This is a genomic window from Gordonia asplenii (genome assembly GCF_012933505.1).
GTDB lineage: Bacteria > Actinomycetota > Actinomycetes > Mycobacteriales > Mycobacteriaceae > Gordonia > Gordonia asplenii.
The window spans coordinates 51106-68267 of the sequence record NZ_JABBNB010000034.1 but is presented as its reverse complement, the minus strand read 5'-3'; the positions used below and the strand labels follow the sequence as shown (position 1 = coordinate 68267).

General features: G+C 66.8%; 17 protein-coding genes. 13 read left to right on the top strand and 4 right to left on the bottom strand.

Annotated elements, in window-relative coordinates; genetic code table 11:
• Positions 1-10: 10 nt before the first annotated feature.
• On the top strand, positions 11-2146 hold the full coding sequence (locus tag HH308_RS24500; RefSeq protein WP_170196884.1) for an ABC transporter ATP-binding protein: 2136 nt from the start codon (positions 11-13) through the stop codon (positions 2144-2146).
• A complete protein-coding gene (locus HH308_RS24495) occupies positions 2143-2892 on the top strand; it encodes a CbiQ family ECF transporter T component (RefSeq protein ID WP_170196883.1) in 750 nt (249 codons plus the stop codon). Before HH308_RS24500 ends, HH308_RS24495 begins: the two co-directional genes overlap by 4 nt.
• Before the next feature lie 230 nt (positions 2893-3122).
• Here HH308_RS24495 and HH308_RS24490 read toward each other — a convergent pair whose 3' ends face one another.
• Both HH308_RS24490 and HH308_RS24485 read right to left on the bottom strand, forming a co-directional pair.
• Positions 3123-3752 (bottom strand): superoxide dismutase, encoded by a 630-nt coding sequence (locus HH308_RS24490; protein WP_170196882.1) that lies wholly within the window; start codon positions 3750-3752, stop codon positions 3123-3125.
• Between the two features lie 185 nt (positions 3753-3937).
• The gene (locus tag HH308_RS24485; RefSeq protein WP_170196881.1) at positions 3938-4081 is read right to left on the bottom strand and encodes a hypothetical protein; all 144 of its coding nucleotides are present in this window, start codon (positions 4079-4081) and stop codon (positions 3938-3940) included.
• A gap of 126 nt (positions 4082-4207) precedes the next feature.
• On the opposite strand from HH308_RS24485, the gene msrA reads away from it, so the two are divergent.
• The 3 genes from msrA to HH308_RS24470 all read left to right on the top strand — a co-directional run bounded on the left by msrA (position 4208) and on the right by HH308_RS24470 (position 7188).
• Positions 4208-4900 carry a peptide-methionine (S)-S-oxide reductase MsrA gene (gene msrA / locus HH308_RS24480; RefSeq protein ID WP_170196880.1) on the top strand — a complete coding sequence of 231 codons (693 nt, stop codon included), beginning with the start codon at positions 4208-4210 and terminating at the stop codon, positions 4898-4900.
• Positions 4901-4931: 31 nt separating this feature from the next.
• Positions 4932-6023, top strand: a complete 1092-nt coding sequence (locus HH308_RS24475) for a winged helix DNA-binding domain-containing protein (protein WP_170196879.1) — start codon at positions 4932-4934, stop codon at positions 6021-6023.
• Between the two features lie 133 nt (positions 6024-6156).
• Positions 6157-7188 carry an NAD(P)-dependent alcohol dehydrogenase gene (locus tag HH308_RS24470; protein WP_170196878.1) on the top strand — a complete coding sequence of 344 codons (1032 nt, stop codon included), beginning with the start codon at positions 6157-6159 and terminating at the stop codon, positions 7186-7188.
• Between the two features lie 67 nt (positions 7189-7255).
• On the opposite strand, the gene HH308_RS24465 is transcribed toward HH308_RS24470, so the two are convergent.
• Complete coding sequence (locus HH308_RS24465; protein WP_170196877.1) at positions 7256-8005, bottom strand: VOC family protein; 750 nt, start codon at positions 8003-8005, stop codon at positions 7256-7258.
• A 77-nt stretch (positions 8006-8082) separates the two neighbouring features.
• On the opposite strand from HH308_RS24465, the gene HH308_RS24460 reads away from it, so the two are divergent.
• The 6 genes from HH308_RS24460 (at position 8083) to HH308_RS24435 (ending at position 13074) form a co-directional block, all read left to right on the top strand.
• Positions 8083-8934: a S49 family peptidase gene (locus HH308_RS24460; protein WP_170196876.1), complete on the top strand. Its 852-nt coding sequence runs from the start codon at positions 8083-8085 to the stop codon at positions 8932-8934.
• Positions 8935-9295: 361 nt separating this feature from the next.
• On the top strand, positions 9296-9622 hold the full coding sequence (locus tag HH308_RS24455; protein WP_170196875.1) for a rhodanese-like domain-containing protein: 327 nt from the start codon (positions 9296-9298) through the stop codon (positions 9620-9622).
• Positions 9623-9786: 164 nt separating this feature from the next.
• On the top strand, positions 9787-10668 hold the full coding sequence (locus HH308_RS24450; protein WP_170196874.1) for a DUF4328 domain-containing protein: 882 nt from the start codon (positions 9787-9789) through the stop codon (positions 10666-10668).
• The gene (locus tag HH308_RS24445; protein ID WP_376767270.1) at positions 10650-11453 is read left to right on the top strand and encodes a glycerophosphodiester phosphodiesterase family protein; all 804 of its coding nucleotides are present in this window, start codon (positions 10650-10652) and stop codon (positions 11451-11453) included. Before HH308_RS24450 ends, HH308_RS24445 begins: the two co-directional genes overlap by 19 nt.
• Before the next feature lie 51 nt (positions 11454-11504).
• On the top strand, positions 11505-12443 hold the full coding sequence (locus HH308_RS24440) for a DUF5926 family protein (protein WP_170196873.1): 939 nt from the start codon (positions 11505-11507) through the stop codon (positions 12441-12443).
• A 94-nt stretch (positions 12444-12537) separates the two neighbouring features.
• Positions 12538-13074, top strand: coding sequence for a ferritin (locus HH308_RS24435; RefSeq protein ID WP_170196872.1), 537 nt, complete (start codon positions 12538-12540; stop codon positions 13072-13074).
• 589 nt (positions 13075-13663) lie between these two features.
• Here HH308_RS24435 and HH308_RS24430 read toward each other — a convergent pair.
• Positions 13664-14953, bottom strand: coding sequence for an LCP family protein (locus HH308_RS24430; RefSeq protein ID WP_312870840.1), 1290 nt, complete (start codon positions 14951-14953; stop codon positions 13664-13666).
• A gap of 263 nt (positions 14954-15216) precedes the next feature.
• On the opposite strand from HH308_RS24430, the gene HH308_RS24425 reads away from it, so the two are divergent.
• A complete protein-coding gene (locus HH308_RS24425) occupies positions 15217-16119 on the top strand; it encodes an AurF N-oxygenase family protein (RefSeq protein WP_170196871.1) in 903 nt (300 codons plus the stop codon).
• A complete protein-coding gene (locus HH308_RS24420) occupies positions 16116-16802 on the top strand; it encodes a DUF4873 domain-containing protein (protein ID WP_170196870.1) in 687 nt (228 codons plus the stop codon). Before HH308_RS24425 ends, HH308_RS24420 begins: the two co-directional genes overlap by 4 nt.
• The last annotated feature ends 360 nt before the right edge of the window (positions 16803-17162 follow it).

The following is a 17162-nucleotide window of genomic DNA, read 5'->3' as shown; positions in this document are numbered from 1 at the left end:
ACTGAATTCGATGAACACCGATACTGACTCGACACTTGCCGCACGGGCGGCAGGCACAGCGGGAGGTGATGTGGCAGCCGAGCCCAGCGTGGTCGAGGCCAACCGGGGGGCGCCCCGCGGTCCGCTGCGTCCCATCGAGTACGCCACGATAGCCATCTTCACCGGGCTTGCCGTCGCCGTCGTAGTGGTTGCCGCGGTCATTCCACTGGCGGGCGCCGCCCGGCTGCTCGCGCCGGTGCCGATGGCGCTGATCGCCGCGCGCACCCGTCCGCGTGCCCTCGTCGCAGCCTTGATCACCGGCGCGGCATGCGCCTTCGCGCTCGCCGGTACCGGCGCGGCCGTCTCCGTCGTCGGGTCGGCGGTGATCGGCGGCATCGTGGGTGAGATCAAACGTCGCGGCAAGGGTGTCGGCACACTCACCGTCGTCGCGACCGTCGCGTCGCCGTTCCTCTCGGCGGTCCCGGTGGCGATGCTGTTCGTGCTGGTCCCGTTGCGCAAGCTCGCCCTCGAGTCGTTCGAGAATTTCGCCAAGGGACTGGGCAAGCAGCTCGGGAACATCGGCTTCGACTGGGGTGAACGCACTCTTACGACGCTGGCCGACGGCGTCGTCGACTATTGGTGGCTCTGGATGTGGGTGTCCGGTGTGTTCGGCACCTACCTGGCGCTCTACATCGCCTGGTGGGTGTTGGGCACCGTCGTCGACCGGGTCGCCGACATCCCCAGCGAAGACACCCTCGACAACGCCGACGTCCTCGACGTCGCGCCCGTCGCCGACGTCGCGCCGCTCCCGCTGACGTTCTCCTCGGTCGGGTTCACCTACCCCGGCGCGTCGCGTCCCACACTCCACGACGTCGATCTGTCGCTCGACGCTGGTGAATTCGTGGCTATCGTCGGTCCCAATGGATCCGGCAAGTCGACGCTCGCCAAACTGCTCGCCGGACGGCCCCCGAGCGTCGGCGCGGTCGGCCGCCCGGGAGCCGCAGCGTTGGGCCGGCCCGGCGGAACCGCGATGGTATTGCAGCGGCCGGAGACCCAGATGCTGGGTTCTCGGGTCGCCGACGACGTCGTGTGGGGCCTGCACCCCGACGTCGCCGCCGCGGTCGACGTCGAGCAGATCCTCGCCGAGGTGGGACTTGCCGGGCTCGGTCACCGCGAGACCCTCGACCTGTCCGGCGGACAACAGCAGCGGTTGGCCATTGCCGCGGCGCTGGCCCGACGGCCCGCCCTGCTGATCGCCGACGAGGTGACGTCGATGGTCGACCCGGTGGGCCGCGACGAGTTGGTCGCACTCCTGCGCGCCCTGCCGCATCGGTTCGGAATCACCGTCGTACTGATCACCCACCGGATGACGGAGGCGGCGGCTGCGGATCGGGTGATCCATCTGCGCAACGGCGGCGTCGTCGATCATGAACCGAATTGGGTGGTGCGCCACGATGAGTCGGGTTCCCCCGTGCGACGCCGGGCTGGTCGTCCGGAGACGGTGCAGCGTCTCACCGTCGACCGTGCCGCCTACACCTACCTGCCCGGCTCGCCCTGGCAGGTCACCGCGCTGCACGACGTCTCCTTGACCGTCGAGCCGGGCGACGGCGTGCTGATCGTCGGCGGAAACGGTTCCGGCAAGACCACGTTGGCGTGGATGCTCGCCGGACTGATCGAGCCGACGTCGGGTACCTGCCTGCTGGGTGCCGCCGACGCCGCCCGCCCGACGTCGAAGCAAGTCGGCAAGGTGGCACTCGCGTTTCAGCACGCGCGGCTGCAGATCCAGCAGGCCAACGTCGCCGACGAGATCATGGCGGTCGGCGGACCGGAGGTCGGGACGCGAGAGGTCGGCGAGGTACTGGAACTCGTCGGGCTACCCCGCGACCTCGCGGCACGCCCCACGGATTCGCTGTCCGGCGGACAATTGCGGCGCGTGGTCCTCGCGGCACTGATCGCGTCGGCGCCCGACGTTCTGGTGCTCGACGAGCCGCTCGCCGGACTCGACCCAGGGGCCCGCGGCGAAGTGGTCGGACTCCTGGCCCGACTCCGCTCGACGGGCATGACATTGATCGTGATCTCGCATGATTTCGAGGCGCTCGACGCCGTGTGCGATCGGCGCGTCGAACTGGTGCAGGGACGATTGGGACTTGTGGGGGAACAGCGATGACCATGCGAACTGTGCCGCTGCGGCAGGTGCCCGGCGATTCGGTGATCCACCGACTGTGGGCAGGGACGAAACTGGTGATCGTCTTGATCCTCGGCATCATGACCTGGGTACTTCCGTCGTGGCCCGCGCTGGGGTTCGTCGCGGGCGTCGTGGTGGTCACCGCGGTCGTCGCCGGGATCCCGCTGGGCGCGATTCCCCGGCCGCCGTGGTGGATGCTGGGCCTGGTGGCCGCAGGCGTGGTCATCTCCGCCTCGGTCAGCGGCGTCGCCGGTGGCGTGGTGTTCCTGCGTGCGGCGATGCTGGCCGTCGTCGTGGTCGCGACGTCGATTCTGGTCATCTGGACGACGCCGATGGCCGACATCGCTCCCGCGTTGGCGTCGTTGATGCGCCCCCTTCGGTGGCTGCGGCTGCCGGTCGACGAGTGGGCGGTGGCGATCGCGCTGTGTCTGCGCGGCTTGCCGATGCTGATCGATGAACTGCGGATCCTGCGCGCCGCCTATCGGATGCGCCCGAGGTCGAAGGCCGGCGGCGGCCACCCGTCGGCCCAGCTGACCCTGCTCGACATGGTGACCGCGGCGATGTCGAACGCGTTGCGCCGCAGCGCTGAAATGGCCGAGGCGATCACCGTCCGCGGCGGCACGGGCAGCCTCGTCGCCCATCCCTCGCGGCCGCATCGCCGCGACGCGGTCGCGCTGAGCGTCGTCGTGGCCGCGGGTGCGGCGGTGATCGTCGCGAGTTTCATCTAGGGAGGAACATTCACCCCGCTACCGCTGAGCAGGCAGCTTCCAGCCAGGCCCGGTGCACTTTGCCGGCGGATCACACTCACAACGTCGACACCAGGTACGCGTCAGCGCTCGAGGTGGAGGCAGCATCGATCCGTTGTTACCGGTGGGGCAGGTGGCGTACGGCGGAGGTGGGAGAAAGATGAAAGGGGCCGCACTCCAGGATGGAGTGCGGCCCTTCGTGAATCCGGCGATCAGGCGGGAACGATGAGTCCCGAGCCCTGGGTCTTCGCGCGGTCCAGGCGTGCCGCGGCGTCTTCCCAGTTGACGACGTTCCACCACGCCTTGACGTAGTCGGGCTTGACGTTCTGGTAGTCGAGGTAGAAGGCGTGCTCCCACATGTCGAGCATGACGACCGGGATCAGCGCGGCGGAGGTGTTGCCGCTCTGGTCGGTGAGCTGCTCGATGACGAGGCGCCCTCCGATGGTGTCGTAGCCCAGGATGGCCCAGCCCGAACCCTGCAGGGTGGTCGCCGCCGCGGTGAAGTGGGCCTTGAACTTCTCGAAGCCGCCGAAGTCGGTGCCGATCTGCTCGGCGAGGTCGCCGGTGGGCTCACCGCCGCCGTTGGGGGAGAGGTTCTTCCAGAAGATCGAGTGGTTGGTGTGTCCGCCGAGGTGGAAGGCCAGGTTGGCGGACAACCCGAAGACCTTGTCGGCGATGGTGCCGTCTTCACGTGCTGCGGCGAGCTTCTCGATAGCGGTGTTGGCGCCCTTGACGTAGGTCGCGTGGTGCTTGTCGTGATGCAGTTCCATGATGCGGCCGGAGATGTGCGGCTCCAGGGCGCCGTAGTCGTAGTCCAGGTCAGGAAGGGTGTATTCAGCCACGATGATCCTCTCGGTAGGACAAAACTTCTTCTGTTAGAAACAGCCACCACCACCCTTGTCGAGTGTGGTGTCGTACGCAACTCCGGTCGGTCTGCGATCGCAGGGTCGACGTCGATGCGCGCCGTGTCCAATAACACCGTGTCAGACGCGCAAAATTCCGCCGACACCGAGGTGGACCAGAATCGTCAGACCAGTGCGACGGCGACGAGCGCGACGGCGATGGCGAGGATGCTCAACGCGGTGGTGAGACAAGAACTGCGGATCTTGCTGCCGATGAAGGCGCTCGCCGCGGCGTCAGCTGCGGACTGTGGGTGAACGTTGGTTGCCATTTGCGCTGCCCCTCCAGGTCGCGACACGAGTGAAAATGCTCACACTCCTGCTGTGATGCTCATCATAGGCAGCGCCCGACGTCCAGCTCAACTCGGGTCGGTGGACGCCGTCAGTACCATGGACCCATGACGTGGCTCGACCAGCTCTTCTCCGCGCATTCGCACAAGCAGACCCTCGTCGCACAACAGGCGGCCCTGCCTGGCCGTTCGACGCCGATGCGGGTCGCCGATGCACATCTGGTCCTGCACCATCCGATGACGCCGTCCGCGCCCGGATCCGACGATCCGTGGGGCGACGGTCGGCAGGCGGTCATCCTCGGCGGCGGGTGCTTCTGGGGCGTCGAGGAGATTTTCTGGCAGGTGCCCGGTGTCTACACCACGGCGGTCGGCTATGCCGGCGGTTACACGCCCAATCCGACGTATGAGGAGGTGTGCACCGCGCAGACCGGCCACACCGAGGCGGTCCTCGTCGTCTTCGATCCCAAGGTGATCAGCCTCGACGCGATCCTCAAGATCTTCTGGGAGGCCCACGACCCCACCCAGGACATGCGGCAGGGTAATGACATCGGCACCCAGTATCGCTCGGCGATCTACACCTTCTCCGACGCCGACGCACACCTCGCGCAGACGTCGGCGGATCGCTTCGCGCCGGTGATCGCACAGGCCGGTCTCGACCCGATCGCGACGGAGATCAAGCCGCTCGCAGCGGCCGGTGACGGACATTTCTACTACGCCGAGGATTACCACCAGCAGTACCTGGCGAAGAATCCGCACGGGTACCGCTGCCATGCCGCGACCGGTCTGAAGTATCCGGCCTGAATCCCGACGACGGGACCGCTGAACACACACGATGGTGGACACCTTTGCGCCCACACCGATTTCGCTCGGCCAGTGGAATCGGACGTTGCTGCATCGTCAGCATCTGCTGACTCGCATCGACGACGACGCGATCGAAGTCATCGACCGCTGCGTGGGACTGCAGTCGCAAGATCCTCGCGCGGCGCACTACGGCCTCGCCTCGCGGATCGTCGACTACCGTCCCGCTGAACTCGACGGCCTCCTCGACTCGGCCGAGGTGGTCCGGATGGCGTCACTGCGTTCGACGGTCTTTCTGTCCGACGCCGAGGACGCGCGCTGGATTCGGGCGCTCGCGCAACCGCGGCTCGACTACGAGGTCGAGACGGCCCACCGTCGGCGCCTCACCGCCGCGGACCCGACGGACATCGCCGCTCAAGCGGCCGAAGAACTCGCCGGACAAGAACTCTCCGTCCGCGAACTCGGAGCGCGGCTGCAGAAACGCTGGCCTGACGAACCGGCGTCGACGCTGAGTGCGGTTGCCCGGTGCCTGCTGCCCCTCGTCCAAGTGCCGCCGCGCGGCTTGTGGGCGTGCGGCGGCGGCGGTCCGCTGCGCTATCAACTCTTCGACGACTGGGTCGGCCCCGGCGACCCGGCGATCACCGGCGAGGAGGCGGTCCGCGATCTGATTCGCCTGTACCTGCGCGGTTTTGGCCCGGCGACCGTCAAGGGTGTGCAGACCTGGGCGGCGATGACGGGGTTGAAGCCGCATCTGGAAGCGATGCTCGCCGACTGGGAGTTGATCGCTTACGTCGGGCCGAATGGTGAGCGTCTCTACGACCTCGACGGCCTCGAAATCGTCGACGCCGACCGGCCGGCTCCGGCTCGGCTGGTCGCGCCGTTCGACAATGTCGTTGCGGTGCAAGCGGATCGGGCCCGCATCGCCGACCCCGAGGTGTATCGGCGCACGCTGACGCCCAACGGCAGATCGCCGGGATTCGTGCTCGTCGACGGCCGGTTGGCCGGTATCTGGTCGGTGCCCGACGGCGAGCGGGTCGTCGTCGACTATCTGACCGAGGTGACGCAGGCGAATGGCCGGGACGTCGACGGCGAGGTGACTCGACTTGAGGCGCTGCTGAACGCGTAGCGGTGAGGACCGATCGCGCGGTTCCGGGCGCCCGCGCCATGCCTGAAGTGTCCCAGAATGGGACAGTCGCGACGTGGTGTGAGTCACAATACTCGCCGGAGAGGTAGTTCAACCGACACCGAGAGGTCCCGCGATGCGCGCCGTCAAACTGAGTAGCCCCAGCACCCTGACCCTCGAGGATGTGGACATCCCAGAGCCCGGCCCGGCAGAGGTTCGGGTGAAGGTAGCCGGGGCGGGGTTGTGCCACTCCGACCTGCATCTCGTCGATCTGGGCGATGCCTGGCCGGCGTTCGGTCTCACCATGGGCCACGAAGGCGCGGGCATCATCGACGCGGTGGGCGTCGGCGTCACGAGTCACAGCGTCGGTGATGCGGTGCTGGTGAATCTCGTCTGGAGTTGCGGCACCTGTCGGGCGTGCGTCGAGGGCCGTGACAACGCGTGTGAGGTGACCGGCGGGCGCGACAGTTTTCCGTCGGCTCCGGGCCTGACGGCCGACGGGGCGATGGCCGAATACATGATCGCGCCCGCCCGGCACTGCCTGCCGCTCGGCGGCATCGACCCGGTCGGTGCCGGTCCCCTCACCGACGCCGGACTCACTCCGATGCGGGCGATCAATTCGGTGCTCGACCGCCTGACTCCCGGTGCCACCGTGGTGGTGATCGGCATCGGCGGACTGGGCCACGTGGGGCTGCAGATCCTGAAGGCTATCTGCGGATCACGGCTGATCGCCGTCGATCAGGACCCGACGAAGCTCGCGCACGCCGCCGAGCTGGGCGCGGACGTGACCCTTGAACCCGGTCCCGAAACGGCTGCCCGGATTCTCGCCGAGACCGGCGGCTACGGCGCCGACGTGATCATCGACTTCGTCGGCGTCCAAGCCACCGTCGACCTGGCGGCCGCGTCGATCGCGCCCGAGGGAAAGGTCAGGTTGGTCGGGTTGGGCGGTGGCGCATATCCGGCGTCCGCCGCGATCGAAGCGCCGTGGGGTGTCAACATCCAACGGTCCTACGCGGGCACCCGCGCGGACTTGCTGCAGGTGCTGGCGCTGGCGGCCCAGAACAAGATCAAGGTCGAATACACGACCTATCCCATCGACGACTTTCAGCAAGCGTTCGACGACCTGCGCGCGGGAAAGCTCAGAGGCCGCGCCATCCTGGTCCCGTGACGCGCCCGCGCTGTTCGCAATCAGATTGCACATAGGTTGCGCGACAAGAGATTTCCAGCGATGCGAGTCACCGGCCGCTGCGCGGATTGCGGTTGGTGATGCGATACCGGCGCCCAACCGGGTCGGCCATCACCACGCTGGTGGTGGCGTCGGCGATGACGGTTGCACCCCAATCCTCGTGGCGCGCAACCTCATCGGCGACCGACGTCGCGGCGAGTGACACCTGCGCAGCGGTGTGTTCGTCGTCGACCGGCGTGAGCACGACGGACAGCGGGAGCGGATCGTCACGGAGGAAACGCGTCGACGCCGGGGCGTCGGATTGCGGTGGCGCGGCGTCGATCGTCCAGCCGGTGACCGTCGAGAAGAAGGCGACCTCGGCGTCGAACGCCTTGTGCGGCACGGTGATCAACACCTCGTCGATGATCGAGATGGACGCTCCGGGCCAGCGGATGGGGCGCGAACGCACCGCCTCGCCCTTCCATTCGTTGACGCAGAAGGGCAGTCCCGCGGGTGTCCGCAGTGCCGCGAACATCGGGTCGGATGCGTCGGTGAGCACCGCGCCCGCGCGAACGCATTCGTCGGCGCCGGCTCGATGATCGCTGACGTGGAGGTCGAGGTGGAGTCCGCCGGGACCGTCGTTGACCCGTTGCACGCGCAAGTGCGGGTCGCCGTTGAACGGCTCGAGCGAGGCGAACTCCTTGTTGGACCCGCGGGGCGGCGAGACGGTCGACCCGGCGATGGCGCGCCAGAAGGTCACCTCGTCGCCGAATTGCGGCGCGGGGAAGTCGAAGAAGGCCGTGAGCCAGCGGATATGCATCGCACAGCAGTCTAACCGGCGTTACCCAGCAGTCCCTGAGGCCAGAACTGTCCGATCACGTCAGTAAACTCCGGCTTATGACTGGTGGGCCGTTCAAGCGGATGTTTCATGCGTGGTCGGCGTCGCGGGCCGACCGGATCGCGGTGGTCCGCCTCGACGGCAGCATCGGTTCGGGGGCAGGCGGACGCGGCGGGCTGACCGGCGAGGGCATGGAGAGCGTGCTGCGCCGTGCCTTCGACGTCGAGCATCTCAAGGCCGTGGTCATCGTCGTCAATTCGCCCGGTGGGTCTCCGACGCAGTCGGAGTACATCGCCGAACGGATTCGGCAGCTCGCCTCCGAAAAGGGGGTGCGGGTGCTGGCGTTCTGCGAGGACATCGCGGCGTCGGGTGGCTATTGGATCGCCTGTGCCGCCGACGAGATCTTCGCCGCCCGCACGTCGATGGTCGGATCGATCGGCGTCGTGTCGTCGAGTTTCGGTCTCTCCCAATTGATCGAGCGGTTGGGGATCGAACGCAGGCTCTACAGCACCGGCGAGAGCAAAGCGCGTCTCGACACCTTCTCGCCGGTCGGCGAGGGCGACGTCGAATGGATGCTGCAACTGCAGGCGCAACTACAGGAGACCTTCATCGCATGGGTGCGCCAGCGCCGCGGCGCCAAGCTCACCGGATCCGACGCCGAACTGTTCAACGGCGACGTCTGGGTGGGCAGGCGTGCGGTGGAACTCGGTCTCGTCGACGGGATCGGAGTGATGAGATCGGTGATCGCCGAGCGCTATCCCGACGCTGAGATCACCGCCGTCGATGCACCCACGCCTCTCCTGCAGCGGCTCACCGGTGGTCAGGTACGGGCCAGGACCTCGGCGGCGGTGCTCCAGGGTGCACTCGACGCTGTGGAGAAACGTGCCGATTGGGCGCGCCTCGGCCGATAATCCACACATTGTCCCCAGGTTGTGCACAGACGCCTGTGAATAAATCGCCGATGCGGAGTATGCACTGACTATTCACAATGGTGAAGAAGATTGCTCGCTGGGCACTCTAGGTGGTGATTGGCGTCACAAATCGACAACGTCGAACGTGTCGGCCATCACATCGGCGTTCCGCTGGAGTAAGCATTGAATGTGCTAGCCCCGCGTATCAACCGGGTAGCCGCAACAGCATGTGGATAATGTTATGTAGGTCGTCATAATCGGCTGTCCCCAGACTGAACAACTGGCGCGTCCACAACTTGTGCCACCATGGATTGACGACGGACGACCGTGGCACGACTCTTCTTCAACGGGGTGAGCGCAAGTGGCAATCGAGCAGGTGTCGGTGACTGAGCTGCCCGACGACTTCACCGACGACGAGCAGCGCGTCGTGCTCGACGTTCGCGAGGACGACGAATGGGAACAGGGCCACATTCGCGGCGCGTTGCACATCCCCCTCAACGACGTCCCCGCGCGCCTCGACGAGATCGATCTCGACGTCGAACTGCTGGTCGTGTGCCGGTCGAGCGGTCGATCCATGCGCATCCTGCAGTACCTCGAACATGTCGGTTACGAAGGCAAGTGCATCCGCGGCGGCATGGTCGCGTGGGAGGGCAACGGCAAACCCGTCGAAGTCGGAGCAGCCGAGTGACGCAGCCGCAGCTACTCGACTTCTGTCCCAGCTGCCGCATTCAAGCGCCGCACCGACCCGGCCGTGACACCTGTCCCCGTTGCCACGGGCCGCTGTCGGTCATCACTCCAGGATCAGCTAATCGGTCACCGCAGCCGGCCATGCGGTCGCGCCAGGCACCACCGGTGCCCGCGCCCGCCGGCCCGGCACCGCAGTCGCGGCCCATGCCGCAACGCGGGGGACAACGTCAACGTGTCTTTCGCAACCCCAACCTGAGATGGATTGCGCAGCGACCGCCGCAAGCGCGCCCCGCGCCCCGTCGAACCACACCACCCAGCGGACCCGGCCGAAATCCCATCCCGCGCTACACCTACATCCCGCAATGGGGGCTGGGCAACCTCCCCGCGGAGTGGACGTCCGCCGAGGAGCCGCGCAGCGTCGCCACTCGCCAACTGACCCAGGCGTTGACACTGACCGCTGCCGTCTTCGGGGTCACCGCGCTCGTCCACCTCGCGCGCTACGTGCTGTTGTCGGTCAACCGCACCTACGTCGTACCGTCCTGGGCGGACCGCGCGACCGTGTGGCTGGTGTTGTTCTCCGGCGTATGCGCGGCGCTCGCGGTCCTGTTCGCCGTCATCGCCTTCACCCGGTGGCTGATCCTGCTGCGCGCCGACGCCTACCGGGAGGTCGGTCGGGTCGATCCGCGACCGTGGTGGCAACTGTGGCCCGCGACGGTCGTGCCGGTGGTGAATCTGTTGGGCCCGGCGTGGTTGCTCTACGAGGTCGCCGACCTCGGCGTCGACGCCGAGACGATCGCGCTGCGGCGACGTCGGATGACGAGGATCTGGGTCGGCTGGCTGGTCGTGAATCTGTTTGCCGCCGTGGCGATCACCTACCATTTCAGCGCAGAATCCATCCAGAATGAAGCCGATGGCCTATTCTTCGTGATCGTCAGTGCCGCGGTGTCGGCGGCGTTCAGTTGGTGGTACCGAGTGCGGTTGCCGCGGGTGTTCGACGCCCCGGCGCCCGCAGCGGTACAGACGACGAGGTGGGTGGTCGCGCAGTGAACGTCGGCGAACGGATCTCCAGGTCGGGCAAGCCCGCGGTGGTCGCCCACCGCGGTGCGTCGGGCGAGCGGCCCGAGCACACGCTGGGGGCCTACGAACTCGCCCTCGCACAAGGTGCCGACGGGCTCGAATGCGACGTACGGCTGACCGCCGATCACAAGTTGGTCTGCATCCACGACCGCACCGTCGAACGCACGTCGAACGGCACCGGCGCGGTCAGTGAGTTGACGCTGGCGCAGCTTCGCGAATTCGACTTCGGGTCGTGGCACTCCGGTGAACCGGCGTCGGTGCTCACCCTGGACGAACTGCTGACCCTCACCCTCGATTGGCGCCGGCCGGTCCGGCTGTTCATCGAGACCAAACATCCCGTCCGCTACGGCAGCCTCGTCGAGACGCTGCTTCTCGAAGAGCTGCAACGGTTTTCCGTGGCCAGCCCACCGTCGGCCGATCACAGTCGTGCGGTCGTGATCTCGTTCTCGTCGGCCGGTGTGTGGCGCATCCGTCGCAACGCTCCGCTGCTGCCGACCATCCTGCTCGGCGATACCGCCCGAGTCCTCGGCGGCAGTGCGGCCACCGCCGTCGGCGCCACGGGAATCGGGCCGTCGGTGCAGACGCTGCGCACCCATCCCGAACTCGTCGACCGGGCCGCGGCGTCGGGTCGGGTCACCTACTGCTGGACCGTCGACGAGCAGGCCGACATGCAACTGTGCGCCGACCTCGGGGTCCGTTGGCTCGCCACCAATTATCCCGCCCGCGTGCGTGACTGGCTGGTCACCGTCGACTGACGGCCCGCGCCCGGCGCCGGTGCCGGCGCAACGCCATGAGAAGGTGTAACGATGGCGAAGAAGAGCAAGCGCGGCAGCGGCCCACGTCCCGGAAGCAACCGATCCGAGCGAGTCGCGGCGCGCAAAGCTCGAGCGTTGGCGGCCGTCGCCGCACCGCCGCGGCCGTTCGCCGGACTCGCCGCAGAGTGCGACCTCGTCGCCCTGCGCGCCTTCGTCGCATCGGCCACCGCCGAACTCGACCTCACGTCGGACCCCACCAACCGCGTCACCCTCGCGACCATCCTGCCCGGAGCCGTGTCGGCGATCGTCCGGGAGATCGATGCCTCGTCCGACGCCGACGGCCGCACCGTCGAAGGGCTCGTCGCGATGCAGACGACCAGCGAACTCAGCGTCGCCGACGCCGCGACGAATCTCGCCAACGCCATCGCCTGGGCGACCGACGCCGAGGTCGGCGACGAGTACGAGCTCTCCGGTGACGAGAACGTGCTGACCGACCTACTCAAGGCCGACGAACCGCTGAAAATCATTGTCCACGAAGACTTTTCGTGGTGGTTCCCGGACGGTTCCGCGCTGCCGCCGGAGATCGCCCAGATGCTCGGGCGAGCCAACGACACCATCATGCCCACCGCGCGTCTCACCGCTACCAGCGGGATCGGTGCGCCCTGGTGGGTCGACGCCGGGGACCGCGCCCATCTGCGTTGGGTTCGCCCCGAAGACGAGGACGACGTGATGCGCGCACTGGCCCGACTGCACGCCGCCGGCCACCTGACCCTCGGTGAGGGATCGCGCTTCGCCGGCTCATTCCGCACCCACGGACTGCTCGTCCCGGTCTTCGACCTCGACAACGAGAAACACCATGAAGAGTGGTACGACGCCGTGAATGAATTCGACGAGCGCCTGGTCGAGGCGCTGGGCAATACGGCCGAGTTGACCGCTGATGAACGCCGCTCGCGTGACGGCATCCGCGGGCGACAGATCACCTTGCGGTAGCGCGGGTTCGACGCCGGTCACAGTTGCCGACCCTCACCTTAGTTAGGCGTCGCTGGGGCGAACAGTGTCTGACGTGCCCATTACCATGAGATGCATGACTGAACTGACCAAATTTCAGCAATTGCTCCTCGACCAGATCAGCAATGAGTTCTCGTCGTCGCAGCAGTACATCGGCATCGCGGTCTATTACGACAACCACGACATGCCGCAGTTGGCCAAGCACTTCTATCAGCAGGCCGTCGAAGAACGTAATCACGCGATGATGATCGTGCAGTACTTCCTCGACCGCGACATCGCCGTGCAGATTCCGGGTGTGACGACGCCGCTGAACAATTTCGCCGGGTACATGGAGCCCATCGACCTGGCTCTGCAGCAAGAGCAGACCGTCACCCAGCAGATCATCGACCTCGCCAAGGCCGCTCGGGACGAGGGCGACTACCTCGGCGAACAGTTCATGCAGTGGTTCCTCAAGGAGCAGGTGGAGGAGGTCGCGACCATCTCGACCCTCCAGACCATCGCGGTGCGCGCCAAGGGGAACCTCTTCGACCTGGAGAACTTCGTCGAACGCGAACTCAACGGTGTCACCGAAGGCGACACGACGTCGCCCGCCGCCGCAGGCGGCAACTTGTAGGACGCTCTCCGCTGGGTGGATGCGGCCGCGGCTAGCGCCGCGGGCGGGCAACCTCCCGCTCCCCGAGTGCCGAAGCGAGGAGCGAGCCGCGGCACCCCTCGCTCCCCGAGTGCCGAAGCGAGGAGCGAGTGGGTGGGGACCTCCGCTCCGCGAGTGCCGAAGCGAGGAGCGAGTGGGTGGGGCCTCCGCTCCGCGAGTGCCGAAGCGAGGAGCGAGTGGGTGGGGCCTCCGCTCCGCGAGTGCCGAAGCGAGGAGCGAGTGGGTGGGGCCTCCGCTCCGCGAGTGCCGAAGCGAGGAGCGAGCGGGTGGGGCCTCCGCTCCGCGAGTGCCGAAGCGAGGAGCGAGTGGGTGGGCAACCCCTCGCTCCCCGAGTGCCGAAGCGAGGAACGAGCTTCGGTGTAACGAGGGGTTTGGTGAGACGAAGAACCCAACTCGCCCCGAATCGCCCTACAGGAGTACGGCTTTCGCGCCATCAGACCGAAATCACCATCAATCGAGTCCTGCTCACCGCACCTCAGAATCCAGTCGACGCTCGACGCTCGACGCTCGACGCTCGACGCTCGACGCGCGGGGCCCAGCGTAGCGTCGCCTACTTCACCACGCCGCTCTGATCGCTGATCAGGTCGTTGTCGACGCCGTGACCGGCGGCGAGTGCGGCGAAGAATTGCTTGGTCTTCGTCCCGACGGCGAGTGAATCGCCGTCGTCGGTGGATACCGGGCCGCCGGTGGGCAGGGTGGTGGTGATCGGGTCGCTGTGCAACGCCCAGGCGAGGCTCATGAGATCCCAGATGTGGTCGTTCTGATCGACGGTCAGCGCGTCGATCGCGCCGTTGATGAACGGGAACAGCTTGAACGGATTGAGGAGTACGCCGGGGCTGATTGCCTTGGACATCAAAGCGCTCAAGAACTTTCGCTGATTCACCACCCGCTCGAGGTCGGCGTTGGGGAACGCGCGGGTGCGCACGAGACCCAGTGCCTGCTGACCGTTGAGGTCGTGGCAGCCGGCCGACAGACGCAGGCCCGCTTTCGGATCGTTCAACGCCTGGGTGATGCAGATGTGTACCCCGCCGATAGCGTCGACCAGCGTGTCGAAACCGCCGAATCCGATCTCGCCGAAGTGATCGATGTGTACCCCGGACAGCGTCTCCACGGTCTGCACCAGCAGGTGGGGGCCGCCGAAGTTGAAGGCCGAGTTGATCTTGTGCGAGCCCTGCCCCGGAATCGGGACGTAGAGGTCGCGCGGAATGCTGATGATCATCGCCTTGCCGCTGGTCGGCTTGTGCACCAGCATGATCGTGTCGGTGCGTGAACCGTCGCTGTCGCCGGTGGCGAGCTCGTTCTTCTGCGCTTGCGACAGATCGGCACGCGAGTCCGTGCCGACGATCAACCAGTTGGTGCCGGGCGTATCGGCGACGCGGCCGGCGTAGTCGCTCAGCGCCGACACGCGGTGCAGCTTGTGGTCGTAGTAGAACACCGCTCCTACGCTCGTACCGACCAGCAGAACGACGAGCACCAGCGCGATCTTGCCGAAGGGGAATCGTCGACGCCGCTTGGTGCGCGCGGGCTTACCCGGTGCCGGTGCGGGTGCCGCCGACTGCCGACCGCGGTTCGGGCCGTTGCCACCGGGACCGTGCGGTCCGTTTCCGTTCGACGGCGGGCGCGGCGACGGTTCTCGGCGTGGCCCGCCGGGGACCGGTTCCGGACGCTGGGTGGGGGCATAGCGGCTCACACCGGGCCCTTGCGCACGCACATCCGGCTGCGCGGGTCGCGTCGACGCGGGCCGCGGCGACCGCTGGACGTTCGGTTGCTCCGACCACGCCTGCGGAGGCTGGTAGGCGTTCGGGCGCGGTCCGCGCGGCGCAGGGCCCCCAGGTGCCATTCGGGGCATAGGACCCGGAGGGAACTGCTGCCGCGGACCACCTTGGCGTGGCGGCGGGTTCTGGGGCTGCCCGGCGGGCCGCCGGCGCGGCGGCATCGGCTGGTCAGTCATGACAGTCAATTTACGTTGGCACGACTGAAATTCCGATGAGTCCGCCCAAAAGTACTACGGTCCCACCAGTCAATGTAACAGTGATCGTTGACACTATTCGGGCGTCGGAATAGTGTCGGAAGTCATACCCGTAGCAACACCCGGAGGTTGGAATGACTGCCCTGGCCTACGACGCCGACGGTCGTGCGGCGATCGCCACACGCCTTATCAACGGATCTGCCAAACGCTCCTACGACCCCATCGTCGACCTCGACTGGGACGCCCCGCTCGACCCCGACAAATACTTCCTACCGCCCCGGTTGCTCACGCTGTACGGCACCGACCTGTGGGAGTCGATGACCGAGACACAGCGCATCGAGCTGTCCCGCCAAGAGATGGCGAACATACTCTCCACCGGAATCTGGTTCGAGAACCTGCTGAACCGCGCTCTGCTGCAACGACTCATGAAGCAGGACCCAGCCGCCGCGACCACCCACTACGCCCTCACTGAGATGGGTGACGAGTGCCGGCACATGCTGATGTTCGGCCGGGCCATCGAACGCAGCGGCGCGCGGGCCTACGGGATGAAGTGGTGGCAGCGGATCACCATGTACTGGCTGGCCGACGCCCTGCGCGGCAGTGTGCTGTGGGTGGCGGCCCTCGTCGGCGAGGAGATCTTCGACGCCCTGCAGCGCGAGATGCTCGACGATCCGCAGCTTCAACCGCTGGTGTCGCGGTTGATGCAGGTCCACGTCGCCGAGGAGGCACGGCACATCGGCTTCGCCCGTGATGGAGTGATGCGCCGCAAGGCGACTCGGTCTCGCACAGAGACGCTGATCGCGTCCACGGTGCACGGCTTCGCCGCGACGCCGTTCCGCATAGTCTTCACCAATCCGGCGATGTACAAGCGTGCCGGACTCGACCCGCGTGAGTCCGCGCGAGTCGCGCGGCGAAATCCGCATTTCCGTGAGGCGCAGATCGCCGGGTTCGCGTCGCTGGCGGAATTCCTCGAAGAGGCCGGACTGATGAATCGATTCTCCCGGATGTGTTGGCGTCGAGCAGGTTTCCTCGCGTGACTGCAATCTCGGAAGCCCGGTCCGGCCAAGACCTCCGGCCGACCATCGCAATCGACGGTCGCAGTGGCGTCCTCGATCAATTGCGACGTCGCGCGTCTCGTCTGGGAATCCACGTCGACAGTGGAGAGTCAACGCGGGGACAGTTGGTTGTCGTCGAAGGTGTTGCACCGCAACCGAACTACCTCGGTGTGATCGCACAGTCCGAGCCGGGCCGGATCTACTGCTCCGACGACACTCTCGACTACGTCGTCGCCCTCGTCGCGGAGTACACGGCGTCGGGAGCTACCGGTGTGCGCGTTCGTGGGCCGGTGCTCAACGAGTGGGCGGCGATCGGGACCGAGCGCAAGCGCAGGCGCCGCCTGCGGAAGTTCGACTCCGTCGATTTCGACTGGGACACCGGCGAATCCACCGATTCCGATGTCTTCGACGAGACCGTGACGCTGCTCGCCGACGGCGAGCAGGTCTCCGGACGTATCCGGGTGCAGGGTTACCTCAACCCCAGTGACGGTCAATTCCACTGGGCGGGAACGGCTTACGGTGACGACGTGCGTCGCTGGCGAGACGAGCGGATCCGCAACGTCGAGGTCGTCACCTCGTCGGGTCAGGTCTGCGAAGCGCGACTCACGGACGTAACCCCCTGGGGCACAGTTCGACTAGTGGGGGAGGGCATGCCGCCGAGGTGACTGTCGGCGGCCCTCGTTTCGCTGATTGAGGAGTCGGCGGCGCCGGCCGTCTCTCCGAAGGTTGAGTGGGTGCGGAGCGTCAGCGAGCGCAGCTCTTTCCGCTGGTTGAGCGAGCGCAGCTCTTTCCGCTGGTTGAGCGAGCGCAGCGAGTCGAAACCAAGCAACTGACGCCGACAATCCACGACGATGCGACAACCGGCCCGATGTGCGAAACCGATTGTGTCACCGTGATTTCGACACGGACCGCGGCTAGCTGTAGCGCTCGGACCGGCTCAACCAGCCAGATGGGTCCACCATCGGAGGGTCCAGCTGAACCAGCGATATGAGCCACCGCCAGAAGCCCACAAGCCGAAAAGTCAC